The sequence below is a fragment of the Glycomyces halotolerans genome (assembly GCF_054779575.1).
In genome coordinates this window covers 1-18,140 of sequence record NZ_BAAGXZ010000031.1, presented here as the reverse complement: position 1 = coordinate 18,140, position 18,140 = coordinate 1, and the positions used below count along the sequence as shown (strand labels likewise).

Below are 18,140 nucleotides of genomic sequence, written 5' to 3'. Positions count from 1 at the left end.
TCCGCTCTGCGGGTCGTTCACGACATGACCCCTTTCCTGCGATTCACGGTCAGCAGCCAGATCAGGTAGGCGCCGCCGATCACCCCGGTGACGACCCCGGTCGGCAGCTCCCGGTCGCCGATGCCGCCGACGGCGAGGGCATCGGCTGCGGTCACGATGAGCGCGCCGGTCAGCCCGGCGGCCAGGAAACTCCGCGACCCGGCCGTCAGCCGCCAGGCCACCTGCGGGGCCGCCAGCGCGACGAACGCGAGCGGGCCGGACACCGAGACGGCCCCGGCGGTCAGCGCCGAGGCGGTCACGAGCGCCAGGACGCGGACGCGGCCGATGTGGACGCCGAGGCCCGCCGCGGCCTCTTCGCCGAGTCGATTGGCTTCCAGGCCGCGGCCGAGCACGGCCGCGGTGGCGGTGCCGAGGACCAGGACCGTCGCGACCATGCCGGCCTGTCCCCAGTCGCGTCCGGAGAGGTCGCCGGTGAGCCAGAAGACCGCTCGGGAGGCGTCGAAGATGTCGGCGCGGGTGAGCAGGTAGCCGTTGACGCCGGTGAGGATGGCGGTCATGCCGATGCCGACCAGGACGATGCGGTAGCCGGAGGGGTCGATGCCGCGGGTGAGCGACCAGATGGCCGCGCCGGTGGCGAGCGCGCCGGCCGCGGCCAGGCCGGTCACCTGGGTGATCGAGGCGCCGGTGAAGAGGATCGCGAGCAGGGCTCCGGTCGAGGCGCCGTGGGTCAGGCCGAGGAAGTCGGGGCTGCCGAGGGGGTTGCGGGTGAGGGTCTGGAACACCGCGCCGGCGATGCCGAGGCAGGAGCCGACGGCCATGCCGGTCGCGATGCGCGGCATGGTCAGGGTCCACACGATGAAGTCTTCGGCGGCCGTGCCGGATCCGGTGAGCGCGGCGAGGAGTCGTTCGGGTGCCATCTCGAAGGAGGCGGTGGAGACGGCGACGGTGGCGGCGGTGAGGACGGCGGCGACGGCGATGGTGCGGGTCCGCATGCGGACTGAGTAGGCGCCGAGTCGCACGACGGTCATATGCGGGCCACCTTCCTGCTGCTGACGAGGTAGAGGAAGTACGGGCCGCCGGCTACGGCGCAGACGATGCCGACCTGGACTTCGTCGGGGCGGCCGGCGACTCGGCCGAGGACGTCGGCGGCGACCAGGAAGGCCGCTCCGCCGAGCGCGGAGTACGGGAGCACCCAGCGCTGGTCGGGGCCGGTGTAGGCGCGCACGATGTGCGGGATGATCAAGCCGACGAAGACGATCGGTCCGCAAGCGGCGGTGGCGGTCCCGGCCAGGACGGTGATGACCGCGATGCCGGCGACGCGGAGGATCCGCGGGTCGACGCCGAGTCCGGTGGCGGTGGAGTCGCCGAGCGCCAGGGCGTTCAGCGGCCGGGCGAGGAGCAGGCCCGCCAGTCCGGCGGCCGCGATGAGGCCGATGACCGGCCAGAGTGGGACGGTGTGGGCGTTGACGAGCGAGCCGACCGCCCAGAAGCGCATCTGGTCGAGCGTGGCGGTGTCGAGGATCTGGACGCCGGAGACGTAGGCGAATCCGGCGGCGGTGATCGCCGCGCCGGCGAGCGCGAGCCGTGCCGGGGTGGCCGAGGCGGCGCCCGCGATGAGGTAGCAGGCCGCGGCGGCCGCGGCGGCGCCGAGGAAGGCGAAGCCGAGCGTTCCGATGAAGCTGCCGACGCCGAGGAAGTGGATGGCGCTGACGACCGCGGCCGCGGCCCCGGTGTTGACGCCGAGCAGGCCGGGGTCGGCCAGGGGGTTGCGGGTCATGGCCTGCATGAGCGCGCCGGCCAGTCCGAGTGCGGCGCCGGCGGCGATGCCGAGGAGCGTGCGGGGGATGCGCAGCCGGGTTACGACGGTGTAGTCCTCGGCGGCGGGGTCGGTGAGCCCGGCCCAGACCTCCGGCGCTCCCATGGTCCGCGAGCCGACGGCGATGCCGAGCACGGCCAGTGCGGCGAGGGCGACGAGCACGACGAGCATGCCGGTCGTCTTGCGCGGCAGCGAAGGAGAGGCCTCCACCGACTTCGGCGACGCCGGCGGGGACTCGGTGTGCGGGGTCAAGTGGCGGCTCCGGGAGGGCTCACGGGTTTTTGATTAGGCTAACCTAACCACTGCTTCGGCCGTCGCGAGTGCGTCGCGATCCCGTCGTGGCCGAGGCCACGCAGGGACCATGGTAAGGCTATCCTGCCTTCTGTTAGGTTAACCTAACCACTTCCCCGGTTCCAGGCTCCGGCCCTTCCTTAAGGAGACACGACATGGCATTCGACGTCGAACGCGCCCGCATCGGCCGCCGCGGCCTGCTGGCCGGGGGCGGCGCCCTCGGTCTGGCCGGCGCTCTCGCCGCCTGCGGCGGCTCCGAGAGCGACGCCGAGGCGACCGAGGAATCCGGCCCCTGGTCGTTCACCGACGACCGCCCCGAAGAGGTCGAGCTCGATGCCGTCCCGGCCGACATCGTCGCCTACACCGGCATGGCCGCCGCCCTCCACGACTTCGGCATCACCGTCCCGGCGGTCTTCGGCCCCACCACGCTCGAGGACGGCTCCCCCACCGGCCAGGCCGGCAACCTCCCGGTCGGCGAACTCGAGATCATCGGCAACACCTACGGCGAGTTCGACCTCAAGGACTACGCCGAGTTCGGCCCCGAGCTGGTCCTGACCCACTTCTACGACAACCCCGAAGACCTGTGGTACATCCTGCCGGACATCGCCGAAGAGGTCACCGGCCTCGCCCCCGTGGTGGCCCTGTGCGCCAACGACGGCCAGAACACCCTGCCGCAGGTCATCGAACGGCACGCCGCACTGGCCGCCTCTCTCGGCGCCGACCTCGAGTCCGACACCGTCACCGCCGCAAAGGAGCGCTTCGACGCGGCCGTCTCGGCCCTCACCGAGGCCGCCGCCGCCAACCCGGTCAAGGTCCTGTGCTGCTCGGCCTACCCCGAGACGTTCTACGCCTCCAACCCCGGCAACAGCAACGACACCCGCTTCTACACCGAACTGGGCGTGGACTTCGTGGTGCCCGACAACCTCGACGAAGGCGACTACTTCGAGAGCCTCTCGTGGGAGAACGCCGACAAGTACCAGGCCGATCTGCTGTTCCTCGACGCCCGCGAACTGTCGATCCAGCCCGAGGGCCTGACCGAGTTCCCGACCTGGAACGCGCTCCCGGCCGTCCAGGCCGGACAGATCCTCGGCTGGAACTCCGAGCCGATCTACTCCTACGAGCACGCCGCCGCCTCCATCGAGGCGCTGGCCGAGGCGATCGCCGGAGCCGAGAAGGTCGTCTAGCGAGCCGCGCACGACGATGGGGCCGGGCAGACGCCCGGCCCCATCGTCGTCTCAGGAGATCACTTGGTGAGCTTCTTGAGGTTCAACGTGACCACTTCGGGGTCGTGGTCGGACACGCCGTACCTGCCGTAAGCGGGTTCCTCACCGGAGGCGTGGGCGTCGGCCGGGTAGTCGGCGTTGATGTGCGCGCTCGCGACGCCGGTGACGGCCTTCATCAGCCAGCGCGACGCCCACATCTGGTCGAGCGTCTGCGTCTGGCCCTGGTAGGTGTAGGAGAAGGCGGCCTCCGGGTGGTCGGCGACCATCGTGTCGTACAGGCTCGACAGGCCCGAGTCCTCGTACATGGCCGCCAGCTGGTCCGAGGGACCGGTCCAGTCGCCGGAGATCGTCTGCCCGGGCGCGTACGGGTCGTCGGGGCGGGGAAAGACGTTGAAGTCCCCGGCCGCCAGGACCTTGGCCTTCTTGTCCTCGGACAGAATCGCCTCGCTCACCGCCGCAACGTATGTGGCCTGCTCGGTGCGGTGCAGGACCCGGCGGTCGGGGCCGGACGAGAAGTGGTTGTTGACGAGGTAGATCTCGGCGGTCTTCTTGCCGTCGGTGTCGAAGACGAACTTGGCGACCTGGGCGGGGCGGCTGAAGACGTCGTAGCCGTTGCAGGCGTACGGGCCCGACGACCGGCACTGGTCGACCACCGATTCGGGCAGGGCCGCGTTGAGCGCCTTCGGGTTCTCCACGTCGGCGTTGATCTCGTCGGCCTCGGTGGCGTAGTCGATCTTCGGGTCGGCGCCGAGGACCGGGTCGGTGGCCTCGACTTCGGCGAGTTCGGCCAGTTCGGGCCGGTAGAGGAACCCGGTCATGATGCCGCGGGTGTCGGCCGAGTCGAGGTCGCCGGCCGCGGTGTAGAGCGGGCCGCCGCTCTCGGCGATCACGAGGGCCAGTTCCTGCAGGGAGTCGGGTCGGCCGTCGGAGTGCTCGTTGGCCTCGCCCTGGTTCTCGAGGTCGCACACCAGGCGGTCTTCGCCGAGGTCGGTGTCGGCGGTCCACTCGGGATTGGTCGAGCAGACGTCCTGTGCCTCGCCTTCCTGGGTCATCAGGATCGCGGGGCTGTGGAGATCGTGGATGATCTGGGCGGCTTCCCGCTCCATACGGTTCTCATACTCCTGATAGGAGGCCGGGACGTAGTCGAACGGCGGGTCGACGTTCCCTTCGGGGTCCTCCTCGTCGACGCAGCCGGTGTCGCCGGCGAAGTCGCAGCCGGAGTTCGGGTTGTCGCGGACGTCGTAGAGGTTCTCGATGTTGTAGGAGCCGATGGCGACCTCGCCGTCGCCGGCGGGTGCGACCGGGTGGTTCGCCGCCGGTTCGAGGCCGCCGGTGAGGCTCAGGTCCTCGGCGACGTTCACGGTGTACTTGCCGTAGGTGTAGTAGACGCCCCCGGTGGCGGCCTCGCCGATCACGTCGTAGGTCTTGGCCGGGGCGATGATCGCGTCGGCGTCGCCGGCGGTGGCCTTGACGCCGAAGGATCCGACGACGAAGAGGTAGCCGTTGCCGTCGTCGAAGGTCTGGTCGGGGACGTTGTCGAGCGGGTGGGCGTCCCGGAAGGCGCGCGAGGAGTAGTCGTCGCGCTGGGCGACGTCGTGGTCGCCGCGCATGGCCCAGACCTCCCCGTCGGCGCCGTAGACGTCGCGCCCGGCGGTGACGACGGAGTCGGCCGGGACGGTCAGCTGCATGCCCAGGTGGCGCCGGAAGTAGCGCTGGGAGTCCTCGGCGTCGTCGGGCGGGTCGACTTCGACGGTCTCGACGACTTCGAGCGGGTCCAGGCCGGTGTCGACTACGTCGTAGACGAAGGCCGAGCCGCCGCTGAACTGGATGTTGCCGAAGTAGGTGCCGACGCGGGCTTCGAGGACGATCTCATCGCCGACGGTAACGTCCCAGTCGGCGCCGAGCTCCTCCTCGGCCGGGGATCCGTAGCGGGTCCGCAGGGTGTCGTAGCGGCTGTTGAAGACGAAGATGCCGTCCGAGGAGTTCGGGTCGCCGTCGGTGGCGTCGGCGCGTTCCTGGAGGAAGAAGCCCTTGCCGCCGCTGCTGTCGAGGTAGAGCTGGGTGACCACGCCCTGCACCCGGACGTTCTGGTTGTGCAGGGGCGAGGAGAAGTCGGTGTCGCCGTCGCCGATCGATCCCTGCACTTCGCCGATGTGGATGGTCTCGGCGTCGTCGGCGTACGCCTGGGCGGTGAAAGCGAGCCCGCCGATGACGACCGCTGCCGCGCCTGCGGCGGCGGTCGCTATCCGGGCTCTCCGTCGGAGGGAGGACACGAGGAGTTGCTCCAATGCTGTTCAAGTGAGAGATGAGCTCACCTGCACTCAAGCGCGGCGAGGGGACGCCCGCGAGAAACGCAGGTGAATTCCTCGTATCATCCTACGTCTGGGGAGCGGACCCCGACACGGGACCGGCGGGGCCCTCGGAGAGGACCCCGCCGGTGCGGTTCGCCGTTCGGTCAGTCCAGTTGACGGATCAGTTGCTCCGCTTGGTGGGCCAGGACCGTGCCGGCTTCGCCGCCGGCCCGCTCGGCCTTGAACACGAAGCCCTCGAGCGCCTTGGCGGCCTGCGAGAACTTGCCGTTGTCAAGATGCCGTTCGGCGGAGTTCAGCTTGGCCTTCAGTCCGATGTACTCGAACCAGCTGAGCTCGACGGAGTCGCGGTAGGACTGCAGCGTCGAGCGGAGCTCGTCGAGCGAGCCCGGCGCGTGGAAGTCCGGAACGTCGACGTCGGCGAAGTCCATGTCGGAGGCCAGGTAGTAGCTGGTGTACTGCGGCTGGTTGTAGGCGGTCTGCTGCGTGGCCACGCCGACCCGGTACTGCGGGTCGTGCATGAGCGTGTACAGCTTGTGGTCGGTGACCTCGGTCGAGAGGCGGATCCGCAGCGCGGTGGAGTCCACGGTGCGCGTCACCAGCTCTTCGCGCCAGTCGCCGAAGACGTCGGCGACCAGGCCCGGGTTGCCCTTCGTCCAGTTGTTGTTCACGATCCCCGCGTCCTCGAGGACGACGCCGTCCTGCCAGTCGTGGATCCTGGTCGGCGTGATCTCCGTGGTCTGGTGACCGGTGATGTACTGCGTGGTCAGGTCGGCGGCCCACCGGATCGACATGTTGGTGCCCGGGGTCGGACTCGCGATGGGTTCGCCGGCGGCGGTGAACAGCCCTTCGGGGTCGCCCTCCTCGTTCGGCGGCAGGGAGGCCCAGACCTCGAGGCCCGGGATGTCCGGGTCGATGTCGCCGGCCATGCCGCGGCCGGTGTCGCGGCCGGTGTAGCCGCCCCACAGGACTTCGCCGGTGGCGGCGTCGCGCATGGCGTAGCCGTACGGCGCCCAGGGGCCGCCTTCGAAGACCGAGAAGATCTCCAGGCCCTCACGCTCGGGATCGAGGTCGCCGAGGTGGTGGGCGTCGCCGTGGCCGAGCTTGACGTACTGGCCCGCGACATTGGATTCGGGCGGACCGTAGTCGTAGGAGGAGAACAGCAGTGAACCGTCGTCGTCGAGCGCCGCGGCGCCGTAGACGATCTCCTGCTTGCCGTCGCCGTCGACGTCGGCCGCGCCCAGGGAGTGGTTGCCCTGGGTGGTGAGGGTGCCCCACTCGGGGTCGGGGCCTTCGACGCCGTGCGGACCGTCGTTGAACGGGTTCGACATCGGGGCGTGCCCGGAGTCGGCCAGCCAGCGCTGCGTCAGCGCTTCGCCGTCCCAGTCGTAGGCCGCGATGGTCGTGCGGGTGTAGTAGCCGCGGGCGAAGATCGCCGAAGCGTGCTCGCCGTCGAGGTAGGCCACGGCCGAGAGGAAGCGGTCGACGCGGTTGCCCGGCTCGATGCGGGACATCGCGTAGTCGCCCCACAGGAGGCCGTCGTCGCCGCGCGGGACCGGGTAGTCGACGGTGTCGAGTTCGAGGCCGGTGGCGCCGTCGAACACCGTGAGGTATTCGGGACCCGAGAGGATGAAGCCCTCGAAGTTCCGCAGGTCGTTGCGGCCCGAGCGTGAGGGCGCGTAGACGTCGATGAAGTAGTCGGCGAGCGCCTCGGCGTCCTCTTGCGAGAGCGGGTAGGCGAAGTCGAACTGGTCGTCGGCGCCGAGCGCGGCCTCGATCGTGGCCGGCCAGTCGCCGTTCACGACCTCGGGGTGCTCGTGCCAGCCCTTGAACATCTCGACGAGGTGGCCGTAGTAGCCCTCGGCCGAGAGCCGGTAGTCGTCCTCATGGGTGACACCGGCGTCGACGTCGTCCTGAGGCAGCGTGATGTACCGCTCCTCGCCGCCGCCCGCGTAGGAAGTGGACTTCGTTCCGGGGGCGGTCTTGAGCATGATCTCGGAGATGCCGTCGCCGTCGAAGTCGTAGACGTTGAACTGGGTGTAGTGGGCCCCGGCGCGGATGTTGACCCCGAGGTCGATCCGCCACAGCAGTTCGCCTTCCTGGGTGTAGGCGTCGAGGTAGGCGAGGCCGGTGTAGCCGACCTGGGAGACGTCCTTGGAGTTCGACGGGTCCCACTTGACCACGTACTCGTAGCGGCCGTCGCCGGTCAGGTCGCCGACGCTGACGTCGTTGGCGGCGTACGTGTAGGACTCGCCCGCCGGGGTGACGCCGTCCGCGGGCTTGTCGAGGGGGACGTCTAGGTAGGCGTCCGACCAGGGGCTGACCGAGTCGGAGAAGTCGACCTCCTCGCCGTCGACCACGGCGACGACGCGGTACTCGGAGTCTCCGGCACCGTCCGTGTCGAGGTAGTTGGTGCTGTCGGTGACCGAGGCGAGCAGAGCGCCGTCCTTGTAGACGTTGAAGTCGGCTCCGGTCAGACCTGAATCGTTATAACCGGACACCTCGTCAGCAAGTAGACGCCAGCTGAGGAACACACCGTCGTCGGTCTGCGCCGCGACGAGGCCGCGGTCGAGGTTCTCGAGCTGGACGCCGGTGCCGGAACCGCCGTCGGAGGGGCCGTGAGCGTGACCGGCCACGGCCGTCATGACACCGGCACCAGCGACGGCGGTCGCCAACGACACGGCCGCGATACGCCTGAATTGATTGGGAGGACTCATCGAAGGGGCTCCTTGTCATCGCGAGAGGCCGGCAGCGGCACGCCAAGGTGCAAGATGAGGGTTCCCGCGCCGAACCGACCTCATTTTGAAACGATTTAACGAATCGAAGGCTATCGACTTAACGTTCACATGTCAAGACGGAGATCACACTGAAATCCCCACTCCCCCGCGCCACCCCTGTGACGACCGAAACGACCGGGCCCCCACTGCGGCGGCCCACCAACGCCTCCGGTAAAGTTCTACCCCGTCCCGGACGATTAGCTCAGCGGGAGAGCACTCGCTTCACACGCGAGGGGTCACTGGTTCGATCCCAGTATCGTCCACCAGCAGAAATGCCCCCGGCGATAAGTCGCCGGGGGCGTTTTGTTGCCAAACAGGGAGCCAACGGGCCTTCAATCCGTCGCGTCGAAGTCGTCGCCGAAGGCTTTATCGAGCAGCTCAGCACCCGTGGTGATGACCGGCCGAAGCTGATGCCGGTAGGCCGTCCGCGTAGTCGAAGTCTTCTTGTGCCCGACCAGGTCAGCGATGAGTTCGTCGCTAGCTCCCTGGTCGGACATCCACGAGACGAACGTGTGGCGCAGCTCCCGCGGAGCCCAGTTTCCCTCCACGCCGGCTTCCTCGACCACGGACTTGAAGAAACGCCGAACATTGCGGTCATCCTTGACCGTGTCATTCCGAGTGCCGAACACGTAGACGATGCCCTCCCACTTGTGCCCATTCCACTTGCGCGATGCAATCTGCGTACGGAAGCTCGTGCATGCGCTCAACCGTCACGGCATGGCCGGGTCGATGGGGTGGGCCGGCGCTGCGGGCGACAACGCGGCCATGGAATCGTTCTTCGCGTTGCTCCAGAAGAACGTCCTTGACCGCCGAGATTGGGACACGCGCGAGCAATTGCGGATCGCGATTATGACCTGGATCGAGCGGACCTATTACCGGCGCCGTCGGCAAGTTCGTCTCGGAGGTTCGACACCTATCGAGTTCGAGACCATCATGAACACGCCAGCCGCACTGGCTGCGCGACTACAACCTGTCACCCAAACGTGCGGCAGTCCGCAACCGACTTCACCGGTTTCTAATGAAGTTCTGTGTGATGGCGACGATACTGAACGGATATCCTGCTACTCTCCTGAGCTTGACTGTTCCCGCCTAGCCAGGATTGGGATCGATTTGATTTTCTCCCTACTCAAGTCGTTCCAGATAAGCCCCTTTGGCCGACGTGCCCGTCGACACCGAATCACTTCATCAGGCGTAACGATCAAGTCCACGCTGAAGTCGTGATCTGTCTCGGGCAGCTCCTCATGTAGGACCTGCAAGGAATGCACGGTTGTCACGATGACCGTCTTCTCCGAAATCAGTCCGGCTTCCTGAAGCAGCGCCACCTCGATGTCTGAGTATCCTGCACCCTTGCCGAGGCGCACGCCGGTTCCCGGTGGCCGAGGCCATCCACCATCACACGCTCAAGCTGCCCGTCTGGCACCGCGAGGAAGACCTGCCGCTCGTTGACAGCTACATCGAAGCGTTCCGCAAAGTCACGTCCAACTACCAAGAGCTACAAGGATGAACACCATGATCGACAACTCGCTCCTTACCCGCCTGACTGCCGACGCCGACCTCGACGGCGTACAGCAACTCGTCGTCGGCGCCGTCGTCCAGCACGACGGAAAGATCCTGCTCCTTCAGCGTCCGGTAGACGATTTCATGGGCGGCATCTGGGAGCTGCCCAGCGGCAAGGTCGAAGGCGGCGAAGCGCTCGACGCCGCTCTCAAGCGTGAGGTCGAAGAGGAGACCGGCCTCAAGGTTGCCGTCATCCAGCACTACCTCGGCCAATTCGACTACACCAGCGGCAGCGGCAAGCAGGGCCTTTTCAAGTTCCCGGCATGGGTGACCTGTCGTCTTGAGACTGCTTGAGCCGCATAGCAGTACAGACACGGGTTCCGTCATCATCGTGGTGTCTTAAGCCTGATGATTACGAAAGCTTCCCGTGTCTGCCACTTCATCTTCGCCGATCCCTGCTGCGCTCGAGAAGCTGGGTCCCCTTGGTCCTGAACGGATCGCTGACCTGCGCCCCTACCTCGACTCGGTTCCCGACCCCCGATCGCGGCGGGGCCGGTGGTACTCCCTGACCGCTGTCTTGCTGATCTGCGCCTGCGCGACGGTCTCGGGCGCCACGAGCATTGATGAACTCGCCGAATGGGGACAGCGTGCCCGGCTTGACCTGCTCGAAGCGATAGGAATCCGCCGCCACCTGCTCCGCTGGCGCCGATCACCCTCGACTGCGACCATCGGACGCGTCCTCGAACACCTCGACGGCGACGCGCTCGACACCGCGATCGGCGCGTACCTGGCCGACCAACACCGCCGATCCCCCGCCGACGGTCGCGGACCGGACCCCGCATCCGGCCGGCGGGCCCTGCGGGCGATAGCCGTAGACGGCAAGGCCTTGAAAGGCTCGGCCCACCTCGACCAGCCCCGCCGCCACCTGCTCTCGGCGGTCACCCAGGGCACCGTCGCCACCATCGCGCAAGTCGAAGTCGGATCCAACACCAATGAAACGAAGCACTTCCGGCCCCTCCTGGCCCCGCTCGACCTGGCCGACACCGTGGTCACCTTCGACGCGCTCCACTCGGTCAAGGCCAACATCACCTGGCTCGCTGAGGTCAAGGGCGCGCACTACATCGCCGTCATCAAGGCCAATCAACGCAACGCGTACCGGCAGATCAGCAGCCTCCCTTGGCACACCGTCGCCATCCAGGACTCAACCTCCGAGCGCGGCCACGGGCGCGTCGAGTCCCGCTCGATCAAGACCATGGCCATCGCCGAGAATCTGGGCGGGATCGCCTTCCCCCACGCGGCGCTCGCCATCCGGATCCACCGCCGCCGCAGAGAGACCGGGAAGAAGGAAACCCGCCGGACCGACTACGCGGTCACCAGCCTCGACGCGCACCAGGCCACGCCCGCCGATCTCGCCGTCTTCGTTCGCGGCCAGTGGGGAATCGAAAACTCCTCCCACCACATCCGCGATGTCACCTTCGCCGAGGACGCCTCGACCGTCCACACCGGGACCGCGCCCCGCGCGATGGCCGCCTTCAGAAACCTTGCTACCGGCATCCTTAAGATCCTCGGCGCGACCAACATCGGCAAGACCACCAGAGCAATCGGTGCCGAAGCCGCACGAGCCCTGCCGATCCTGGGTATCAGCCGCCAACCCAACCCTTCAGGAACTTGAAAAGTCCCTGGCCAACAGCTTGGTCGACGCGGCGAAACTGGCACACTGCGGATGGCCGGATTAGGGCATCATGGTGGGATGGCTACGTTCAACCAGGACAGGCAGACTGTATACGGCAACCAGTACATGGGCGACACCGTCAACGTCGCGCACGGGGAGCGCAGTTCGATCGATGCCCGAACGGTGGCGAGGGAGTTCGACCGAGCATTGGATGCGGTGCAGGAGTTGGAGATGTCCGCCGACACCCGTGGACGCGTGGCTGCTGAGCTGACCGCGGCCCGCGCAGAGCTAGAAGCTGGCGACGCCGGAGCAGCACGCGGCCGCCTCGCCGGGCTAGTGACCGTGAGCAACTCGGTCGCGAAGATCGTGAAGAACGTCGCCAGTGCCGCTGGGGTGTTTCTCAATGGGTGACACGCACGACCATGACTGGGGGCGGTCCGAGCGCGAACAGGGGCGGGGTGCGCGTTTCGATCAGCAGGGACAGCATGTCCACGGCCCTCAGTACAACGCCGATCGGATCAACATCAGCGAATCCGTCTCCCCGGACGCGATTGCCGAGGGCATGCAGCGATTCCACGAAGGGCCGCCTCCGAAAGGAGAGAGCAGGGCTGACTTCGAACGCCGATGGGAACAAAACGAACTCAAGTCCTACGGGTACCGGTACTACACCAGGGACAGAAGGCGGTGGCTGCAAACACTGTCTCCGCAGGAGCGACGGGAGGAAGAACAGCGCCGTCGCAAACGTTTGGGTACCGAGAGTGCCTATCATCGGCGAGTCCTGCGCGCCGGTAAGCTAGCCCCTGACACGAGCCCTGCCGACCCGCAGTATGTGCGAGCGAAGCGGAAACTCGACCTCCGAAGCGCTCAACGGCGACGGTACGCGACCATCGCGCTGATCGTCTGCTGCCTGGCGCTGATGTTGTTCGCCAAAGCGACCGGAGCGACCTGGCTATTTATCCTCATTGGCCTTCCAGCTACGCTCATAGCGCCGTTCTGGATTCTAGACACGTGGGTTCAACGCAAGAAGGGCCCTCGGCAAAGCCATCCGTAGCGGCCTTCTTCCTGCCCGGCCACGTCGCGATCCTTGAACCAGCGCAATCACCCGTGGCCAGCTCGGCCTGAAGGCGTCGGCCCGAACCCGTGCCAGCTTCATCATACGCCCCAACCTGGCTTTTCATTCCATGACGGGAACTTGAAAAATCGCCCTGAGCGGCAAGAAGAGCCGCCAGTTCAACTTCGCAGTGGACGTGGCCGCACCGGCTCCAGTCGCTCTCACCGAGCACGACGCCTACGAATGGCGGGAACTCGCCGAGGACCTAACGGTGACGGACTCCGTCAAGGAAGTCCTGAAGCGGTACCAGGAACTACCGGAGTAGCCGCAAGTGATTACGACCGTGGCGCATGGCAGCGCCCAAAGACCACTGCCAACCCGCCCCGTGCACGCCACCGCCCCCAACTGCTCAACGCGGTCCTACGGGAGCCGGGCCTGGCGGCTAAACAAGTCGCCGCGCGCCTTCGCGACGACGGCGAACCCTTCGCCGAATCCACCTTCTACGACCGCCTGCGGATCCTCATCCAGAACCAATGGATCCACCGCGACCCGACCGGCAGTCACTATCCCGGACGGCGCGCGCGCTCCTGCGTTGTCCTGGGAGCATCGGATGCGGTGGTCGACCTGGCGTCGCCGCCATCAAGCGGTCACTGAACGGCTGCACTACCAGCGGCCACTTGAGTGGTATCGGCCCCCTAAGCGGTGGTAGGTCAGGAGCTGGTGGGCCTGGTGATGCTCGGCCGGGTCGGTGTGGACCGTGGCGGCCATCAGGCGTGGCACGGTGTGGACGAGGCGGTGTTCGGCATCGATGGCGATCGCATGGGCCTCCAGCACCGACAGGCCGGCGTCGACGGCGAGGTCGACTTCGGCTTGAAGGCGGTGGCCGATCCAGCGCATCCGCAGCGCCCCCACCGAGCGGACACCGGGCGTCTGGGTCAAGGTGGTCTCGGCCCGGTCGACCAGCTGGGGGTCCACGGCGTCCATCAATCGCCGGTAGATTTCGACGGCGGCGCTCTTGAGCACCACGAGGATCATCGCGGTGATGGCCAGACCCACGATCGGGTCGGCCCAGCCCCATCCCAGGGCCACGCCGCCGGCGCTGAGCAGCACGGCCAGGGAAGTGAGCCCGTCGGTGCGAGCGTGCAGGCCGTCGGCCACCAGCGCGGCCGAGCCGATCCGGCGACCGACCCGGATCCTGTACTGGGCGACGATCTCATTGCCGATGCAGCCGATGAGCCCGGCCGCGGCCACGGCCCACAAGTGGTCGACCCCGGCCGGGTGGCCCAGCCGGTCGATCGCGGCCAGCCCGGCGGCGACCGCTGAGGCGGCGATGACGGCGACGATGATGACCCCGGCGACGTCCTCGGCCCTCCCGTAGCCGTAGGTGTAGCGTCGGTTCGCCGCACGGCGGCCGAGCAAGAAGGCGATGCCGAGCGGGACGGCGGTGAGCGCGTCGGCGATGTTGTGGAGCGTGTCGCCCAGCAGCGCGACCGACCCGGTGAAGGCGTAGACGATCAGCTGCCCGATCGCGGTCACGCCGAGCATGGCCAGAGAGAGCCACAGGGCGCGCAGGCCCTGGCGGCTGGACTCCAGGGCCGAGTCGATCTTGTCGGCGCTGTCATGGGAGTGCGGGGTCGCCGCGTGGCGCAGCGAGTGCAGCAGCCCCTTGAAGCCGCCCGACCGGTGATCATGAGCATGGTCATGCGCATGGTCGGAGTGATGCTCGCCCTGGTGGTGATGGGGCCGCTCGTGGCCGTGGTGGTCGTGGCGCGGGTGGTCGCCGGTTGCCATACGGGTTCTTCCTCACTGAACGCGGCGAAGAGTCGAACACCCGATTATATCCTACTATTTAAGTAGGAAATTGTGCAGTAGCAAGACCTTCGCAACAGCATGGCCATCCCACCGGCAGAAACTTCTCACTCGCCAACTCAACCAGACTTACAACCGGAGTATCAGCAGCCGATGTGGTTCAGGTGGAGGATCGGGTTCACGATCTGACGGAGGTCGTGGACCGGAGCGGTGATGTCGAGCGCCCTCGCGGCACGGTCGGCGCGCCGAGCAGCGACGATCGGCTCGGTCGGCGCCCACCGCCCGTCGGACAGATCGCTCTGGCAACCAGCACGTTCACCGTTGATACCGAGCAGAACGAGCCATCCTCACATGGGGTTCGCTCCCTCACCACGAACCATCGAATCGGGCCCTACCGCCCTCTAAGGCGGCGATGACGTCCGCAAGCCGTCGCGGTGCGCGTCCCAGGAGCGCGGGCAGGTCCGACTCGGTACCGTCCAGGTATCCGGCACCGATGTTCGAAAAGATCGACACAGAATGCGCGATTTGGTATTGCAGCAGTCCCGCATCGCACAGCGCCTCTCGGAACGTAGCGAGTCCCTGCGGGCGGTAAACGATGGGGCGGCCGTGCCTGCGGGCCAATTCCGATGCGAGGTCGACTCCGCCGATCGCTTCGGTGCCGACGAGTTCGTATGTGCGGCCACGATGTGGATTGCCCGGATCAGCGTCGCCTTCTGCTGCCACGCGCGCTGCAGCCTCGGCGAGGTCCTCCCGCGCGACGACCGCGATCTTGCCCTCGCCCATCGGGAGGCCAACGACGCCACTCTGCTCCGCCTCCGCAGAGGCATCGGCTATGAGCTCAGCGTAGATGCCGTTGCCGAGTACAGTGCACTCCAGTGAAGACGCGGCAAGGATGCGCTCAGTGGCGCGGTGGGCCAGCGCGATGCTGAGGTGATCGCCCGCCTTGGCGAGGCCGGTGTAGACCACATGGCGGACCCCGGCCCCCTCGGCAGCCCGGATGGCCGCACGGTGGCGGGCGATCACCACGTCGTCTTCGCTGTACCCGGCTGAGACCAACACCAAGACGTCGATCCCGGCGAACGATTCAGGCAGCGGGCCGGGATCGTCGAAGTCGACGCGGCGGGCCGGCACATCGGCCGCGGCGAAAGCGGAAGGTTCGCGAGTCCCCGCGACCACCGCCGCTCCGGCCTCCACCAGTCCGGTGGTGATGAGCGAGCCGAGTGCTCCCGAGGCTCCGGTGACCATGATCATTGCGTTGCTCCCTGCTTTCCGTTCGACTTCGGGCGACAGGGCCAAGTCTGAGTATCATTCCGATCTGATGAAAGGAGGCACATCCATGTCCGGTGGCGACACGGCGGTAACCGTCCAGGCGGCGGCACCCGCCGGGCACGGCCCCTGTGGCGACGATCATTGCGGCATCCGGGACGTGCTCGATCGGATCGGCGACAAATGGTCAGTGCTAGTGGTTGTCGAACTCACGAAGGGGCCCAGGCGGTTCCGTCGACTGCAGCGGGCCATCCCCGGGATCTCGCAGCGGATGCTGACACTGACGCTGCGGAGGCTTGGACGCGATGGCCTGATCGACCGCACCGTCTACCCGACCAACCCACCCCAGGTCGAATACCGTCTCAGCGCGATAGGCCAGAGCCTTTCTGAGTTGGTGATCCAGATTGCCGACTGGTCGCGCAAGCATCTCGACGAGATGGAGCTGGCGAGAGAGCGCTGGGACTCCGACGAGCGGGACGCTTAGAGCGTGTCTCAGTTGGCGAGTTTCTTGTAGCAGGCGAGAGCTGCGGCGAGGGCGAGGATCCGGGCGATCCCTCCGCCTTGCGAGCGCTTCACGGATTTTGGGATCAACGGTGCGGTCATCGCCCAGAGCTCGTCGGGTACCAGACGCTCAGTCAGTTCCGTCCCTGAGCACTACCACACCCATTTGGCTGCGACCGGCTCGACCAACTCGGTCCGCCGCCCGGTGCGGGGCGGGACCGCGCTGAGCCGTTTATACCCCCGTCCGCGCGGTATCCCCGCGAGATGGACGATGAGGCCGCCGCACGAGAACCGCTCGGACAGGGGTCGGCCGCACACGCGGCAACCGCCGGACCCGCGATACGGCCCGGTCAGTCACTGGCCGCATGCTTGCTGATCGGCGTGGCGGTCATGGCCGCGGTCGATGAGATCGTCTTTCACCAGATCCTGCACTGGCACCACTTCGTCGATCGGTCGACCCCCGCGGTCGGCCTGGTCTCAGACGGCCTGCTCCACACCGCCGAACTGCTGGCCCTGGTCGCCGGGTTCGTGTGGTACGCCGACCTGCGCCGCCGCCGCGCCCTCGCCTCGACCCACGCCTGGGCCGGGCTCTTCCTCGGCCTAGGCGGCTTCCAACTGTTCGACGGCCTGGTCGACCACAAGCTGCTGCGCCTCCACCAGATCCGCTACGGCGTCGACCTCCTGCCCTACGACCTGGCCTGGAACGGCGCCGGACTGGTCCTACTCGCCATCGGCGCGATCCTGGCCGTCCGCGCCCGGCGCCGCACACGCAGCCAGCAGGTCCAGTCGTGAGCGCAGCCCCGCTCCACCACATGAGCGTCGGCGCGGCCGAGCTGTTCCTGGCCGCCGCCGCGATCGGGGCCGCTTTGCTCTACTCGTGGGGGACCGACCGGCTTCGGCGCCGCGGCGACACCTGGCCGTGGCACCGCGACGCCGCCTTCACCACCGGGGCCTGGGCGATCGCCTACGTATTCGTGGACCCGCTGCCGGGAGGGCCGTTCACCGCCCACATGGGCCAGCACCTGATCATCGGCATGGCCGCGCCGCTCCTGCTCGTCCTCGCCCGACCACTCACCCTCGCCTTCCGCGCCCTCGGCCCCGGCCCGGCCCGCCGCACCCTGCTGGCCCTCGCCGGCTCCCGACGCGCCGCCTGGTTCGCCTTCCCGCCCGCAGCGGCCCTGCTGGACATCGGCGGACTCTGGCTGCTGTACCGCACCCCGCTGTTCGCCGCCGTGCAACACCAGCCGGCCGCGCACATACTCCTGCAACTCCACGTCCTCGCCGCCGGGATCCTGTTCACCTTCGCGGTCTGCCAACTCGACCCGGTGCGCCACCGCTGGAACCTCGCCTGGCGCGGCACCACCCTCATCGCCGCCGGGGCCGCACACGCCATCCTCGCCAAAACCCTCTACACGACCCCGCCCCCCGACACCGCCGCCACCACCACCGACCTCCAGACCGGCGCCCAACTCATGTACTACGGCGGCGACCTGATCGAACTCGCCCTCGCCGCCGTCATCGCCCTCCACTGGTACACCGCCACTGGCCGCACCCGCACCCGCCAGCACCGCCACACCACGCTGCTCGAAACGCAACTCATCATGCCCCGCTCCAGCACCTGACCCCACGAGACGCCACACGGGTGTGTCAGTTCCTTTGGGGGTCAGGGTGATCGGTTTTGATTCTAGCGTTCGGTCTGGTCGGTGACGCGGTCGCCGAAGTACAGGGCGAATTGCTGGAGGGCTCGTTTCCAGCCGCGGGTCTTGCCGACCACGTTCGGCCGATTCTTGCGCCGGTCGCGGATGACCAGATAAAGCACCTTCAGTGCGGCCTGGTCGTTCGGGAAGTGGCCCCGCCGGCGCACGGCCTGGCGGAACCGGGCGTTCATCGACTCGATCATGTTCGTCGTATAGACCACCCGGCGAATC

The 18,140-nt window shown here is 67.6% G+C and carries 16 protein-coding genes, 1 tRNA gene and 4 pseudogenes; 11 read left to right on the top strand and 10 right to left on the bottom strand.

The features are described 5' to 3' along the window. Nucleotides 1-17 precede the first annotated feature (17 nt). Together ACYVL2_RS18780 and ACYVL2_RS18775 are read right to left on the bottom strand one after the other, a co-directional pair. Nucleotides 18-1,028: a FecCD family ABC transporter permease gene (locus ACYVL2_RS18780; protein ID WP_460546191.1), complete on the bottom strand. Its 1,011-nt coding sequence runs from the start codon at nt 1,026-1,028 to the stop codon at nt 18-20. After that, nucleotides 1,025-2,068 (bottom strand): FecCD family ABC transporter permease, encoded by a 1,044-nt coding sequence (locus ACYVL2_RS18775; RefSeq protein WP_460546189.1) that lies wholly within the window; start codon nt 2,066-2,068, stop codon nt 1,025-1,027. Before ACYVL2_RS18775 ends, ACYVL2_RS18780 begins: the two co-directional genes overlap by 4 nt. A gap of 194 nt (nt 2,069-2,262) precedes the next feature. Here ACYVL2_RS18775 and ACYVL2_RS18770 point away from each other — a divergent pair, with 194 nt between their 5' ends. Continuing rightward, nucleotides 2,263-3,291: a substrate-binding domain-containing protein gene (locus ACYVL2_RS18770; protein ID WP_460546187.1), complete on the top strand. Its 1,029-nt coding sequence runs from the start codon at nt 2,263-2,265 to the stop codon at nt 3,289-3,291. Between the two features lie 59 nt (nt 3,292-3,350). On the opposite strand, the gene ACYVL2_RS18765 is transcribed toward ACYVL2_RS18770, so the two are convergent. Further along, nucleotides 3,351-5,603, bottom strand: a complete 2,253-nt coding sequence (locus ACYVL2_RS18765) for a hypothetical protein (protein ID WP_460546185.1) — start codon at nt 5,601-5,603, stop codon at nt 3,351-3,353. 182 nt (nt 5,604-5,785) lie between these two features. Beyond that, the gene (locus tag ACYVL2_RS18760; protein WP_460546183.1) at nt 5,786-8,356 is read right to left on the bottom strand and encodes a rhamnogalacturonan lyase; all 2,571 of its coding nucleotides are present in this window, start codon (nt 8,354-8,356) and stop codon (nt 5,786-5,788) included. A gap of 251 nt (nt 8,357-8,607) precedes the next feature. Here ACYVL2_RS18760 and ACYVL2_RS18755 point away from each other — a divergent pair. Next, nucleotides 8,608-8,682 (top strand) — tRNA-Val (locus ACYVL2_RS18755). Nucleotides 8,683-8,748: 66 nt separating this feature from the next. On the opposite strand, the gene ACYVL2_RS18750 is transcribed toward ACYVL2_RS18755, so the two are convergent. After that, on the bottom strand, nt 8,749-9,123 hold the full coding sequence (locus ACYVL2_RS18750) for a site-specific integrase (protein WP_460546181.1): 375 nt from the start codon (nt 9,121-9,123) through the stop codon (nt 8,749-8,751). Between ACYVL2_RS18750 and ACYVL2_RS18745 the strand changes: the two are divergent. Next, nucleotides 9,101-9,376: pseudogene (locus ACYVL2_RS18745) on the top strand (IS3 family transposase); the annotation flags it as partial. The gene ACYVL2_RS18750 and the pseudogene ACYVL2_RS18745 sit on opposite strands and share 23 nt — an antisense overlap. Nucleotides 9,377-9,477: 101 nt before the next feature. On the opposite strand, the pseudogene ACYVL2_RS18740 reads toward ACYVL2_RS18745, so the two are convergent. Beyond that, a pseudogene (locus ACYVL2_RS18740) lies at nt 9,478-9,780 on the bottom strand (5-formyltetrahydrofolate cyclo-ligase); the annotation flags it as partial. An 8-nt stretch (nt 9,781-9,788) separates the two neighbouring features. Here ACYVL2_RS18740 and ACYVL2_RS18735 point away from each other — a divergent pair. From ACYVL2_RS18735 to ACYVL2_RS18715, 5 genes and pseudogenes are all read left to right on the top strand, one after another. Continuing rightward, nucleotides 9,789-9,920, top strand: a complete 132-nt coding sequence (locus ACYVL2_RS18735; RefSeq protein ID WP_460546179.1) for a hypothetical protein — start codon at nt 9,789-9,791, stop codon at nt 9,918-9,920. 5 nt (nt 9,921-9,925) lie between these two features. After that, nucleotides 9,926-10,216 (top strand): annotated as a pseudogene (locus tag ACYVL2_RS18730) (NUDIX domain-containing protein); the annotation flags it as partial. A 124-nt stretch (nt 10,217-10,340) separates the two neighbouring features. Then, nucleotides 10,341-11,585, top strand: a complete 1,245-nt coding sequence (locus ACYVL2_RS18725) for an ISAs1 family transposase (RefSeq protein WP_460546177.1) — start codon at nt 10,341-10,343, stop codon at nt 11,583-11,585. A 78-nt stretch (nt 11,586-11,663) separates the two neighbouring features. After that, nucleotides 11,664-11,996 (top strand): hypothetical protein, encoded by a 333-nt coding sequence (locus ACYVL2_RS18720; RefSeq protein WP_460546175.1) that lies wholly within the window; start codon nt 11,664-11,666, stop codon nt 11,994-11,996. Continuing rightward, entirely contained in the window at nt 11,989-12,636 is a 648-nt protein-coding gene (locus ACYVL2_RS18715; protein WP_460546173.1) for a hypothetical protein, read from the top strand. Before ACYVL2_RS18720 ends, ACYVL2_RS18715 begins: the two co-directional genes overlap by 8 nt. 663 nt (nt 12,637-13,299) lie before the next feature. Here ACYVL2_RS18715 and ACYVL2_RS18710 read toward each other — a convergent pair. Continuing rightward, a complete protein-coding gene (locus ACYVL2_RS18710; RefSeq protein WP_460546171.1) occupies nt 13,300-14,427 on the bottom strand; it encodes a cation diffusion facilitator family transporter in 1,128 nt (375 codons plus the stop codon). A gap of 384 nt (nt 14,428-14,811) precedes the next feature. Then, nucleotides 14,812-15,696 (bottom strand): Rossmann-fold NAD(P)-binding domain-containing protein, encoded by an 885-nt coding sequence (locus ACYVL2_RS18705; protein ID WP_460546169.1) that lies wholly within the window; start codon nt 15,694-15,696, stop codon nt 14,812-14,814. 85 nt (nt 15,697-15,781) lie between these two features. On the opposite strand from ACYVL2_RS18705, the gene ACYVL2_RS18700 reads away from it, so the two are divergent. Further along, nucleotides 15,782-16,195, top strand: coding sequence for a winged helix-turn-helix transcriptional regulator (locus ACYVL2_RS18700; protein ID WP_460546167.1), 414 nt, complete (start codon nt 15,782-15,784; stop codon nt 16,193-16,195). A gap of 62 nt (nt 16,196-16,257) precedes the next feature. On the opposite strand, the pseudogene ACYVL2_RS18695 reads toward ACYVL2_RS18700, so the two are convergent. Further along, nucleotides 16,258-16,350: pseudogene (locus ACYVL2_RS18695) on the bottom strand (IS5/IS1182 family transposase); the annotation flags it as partial. Between the two features lie 126 nt (nt 16,351-16,476). On the opposite strand from ACYVL2_RS18695, the gene ACYVL2_RS18690 reads away from it, so the two are divergent. After that, complete coding sequence (locus tag ACYVL2_RS18690; RefSeq protein WP_460546165.1) at nt 16,477-17,004, top strand: DUF2243 domain-containing protein; 528 nt, start codon at nt 16,477-16,479, stop codon at nt 17,002-17,004. Beyond that, nucleotides 17,001-17,834: a cytochrome c oxidase assembly protein gene (locus tag ACYVL2_RS18685; RefSeq protein WP_460546163.1), complete on the top strand. Its 834-nt coding sequence runs from the start codon at nt 17,001-17,003 to the stop codon at nt 17,832-17,834. Before ACYVL2_RS18690 ends, ACYVL2_RS18685 begins: the two co-directional genes overlap by 4 nt. 62 nt (nt 17,835-17,896) lie before the next feature. Here the strand turns inward: ACYVL2_RS18685 and ACYVL2_RS18680 are convergent. Next, nucleotides 17,897-18,140: transposase (locus tag ACYVL2_RS18680; RefSeq protein ID WP_460546161.1), on the bottom strand; the 244-nt coding region annotated here is incomplete at its 5' end.